Consider the following 1,348-nt stretch of genomic DNA (forward strand, 5'->3'; position numbering starts at 1 on the left):
TGGCACCGATGGTTGCACAAGGTTTCGAAGGCACGTTCGAGGAACTTGCCAATTACTTGGCTAGTCAGCAGTAAGCCGATACAAATCGGTGAGACGAAAGAGCCTCGGGGGAATTACTCCGGGGCTTTTTCGTTTGCCTTTATCATGCGGCGAGCGTGTAGAACCACCTCGGCTGCGGGCGAGTACATCGTACGTTGGCGGCCATGCGCATGGCCAACAAAACAGTTGCGCTTCCTGGTGCAGTTTTTCAGTTACTCAAGTAATAGTTAGCAGGCTAACTGATCTCAACTTTGGTAGCTGGACGACCACCAGACGAATCAATACGTGAATTTGAACTGGTGTAAAAAGGCTACATAACTAATCTAAAGTCCTCCTTTAACCAGGAGGGCTTTTTTATATAAGTAATCGTGTGCTTGAGGCAGGCTGCTCGCCGGCACCCCGCGGGAACCGGACCCCATCCGAAAGAACTCCTCTGCAGCGAGTCCCCTTCATCAAAGTATTATAATTAAAATACTACCTTGACAGACAAGGTAGTATGTCGTATCATACAGGTATGGAGGTGATCGCATGAGCGAGAACAAAATCACATCCGACCTGCTGCGCGGACATACCGATACGATGATTTTACGGCTCTTATCCGAAGCTGACCGCTACGGGTACGAGATTGTCAAATTGATTGCCGAGCGTTCAGGCGGCGAGTATGAATTAAAGGAAGCCACGATGTACTCCAGCGTCAAGCGGCTGGAGGTGGACGGTGATATCGAGTGGTATTGGGGCGATGAATCCCAGGGTGGACGGCGCAAGTATTTTAGGATTACCGAAAAGGGCAAGGCTGCTTACGCCCGCAACAAAGGCAACTGGGAATACGCGAAGCGCGTGCTTGAAAACTTATTATAAAGGAGACTGGATATGATGAATGAGAAATTGACCCACTATGTGAACGGCGTGTTTGCACCCTACGATGAGGTAAAAAGCGTCACCGAATTAAAGACGGACCTGCTCTCCGATTTGCAGGAGCGGTTCCGCGAACTCAAAGCCGAGGGCAAGGATGATGAAACCGCTTTTGAGATGACCATTGACAGCATCGGCGATATTGAGCAAACCGTACAGGAGGTTGCAAACCTCTCCCGTTCGCTGGAGCGGCAGGTGCTGACTAACCTCAGCGCGAGTAACCTGGCAAATAGCGATTTTGCGGGCGTTATCGCGCATAAAGGAAAATTTACAGCGAGTGCGTTACGGGGATCCGACTTCTCGGGGGCCGACTTGACAGGCAGCACGTTTGCGAGCAGCGATGTGCGCGAAGCCAATTTTGACCATGCCAATCTGACTGACTGCACCCTATCTGCTA

At 50.7% G+C, this 1,348-nt stretch carries 2 protein-coding genes; both read left to right on the forward strand.

The genetic code is table 11. The features are described from left to right. The first annotated feature begins 567 nt into the window (after nucleotides 1–567). Complete coding sequence (locus AC0YOB_RS38250; protein WP_475772964.1) at nucleotides 568–897, forward strand: PadR family transcriptional regulator; 330 nt, start codon at nucleotides 568–570, stop codon at nucleotides 895–897. A gap of 15 nt (nucleotides 898–912) precedes the next feature. After that, a partial coding sequence (locus AC0YOB_RS38255) for a pentapeptide repeat-containing protein (RefSeq protein WP_475797213.1) occupies nucleotides 913–1,348 on the forward strand: 436 nt, incomplete at its 3' end.

The sequence above is a fragment of the Paenibacillus sp. JT31N17 genome (assembly GCF_056269255.1).

Coding starts and splice junctions, on each gene's coding strand:
- AC0YOB_RS38250 (WP_475772964.1), top strand. CDS start 568: ATGAGCGAGAACAAAATCACATCCGACCTGCTGCGCGGACATACCGAT.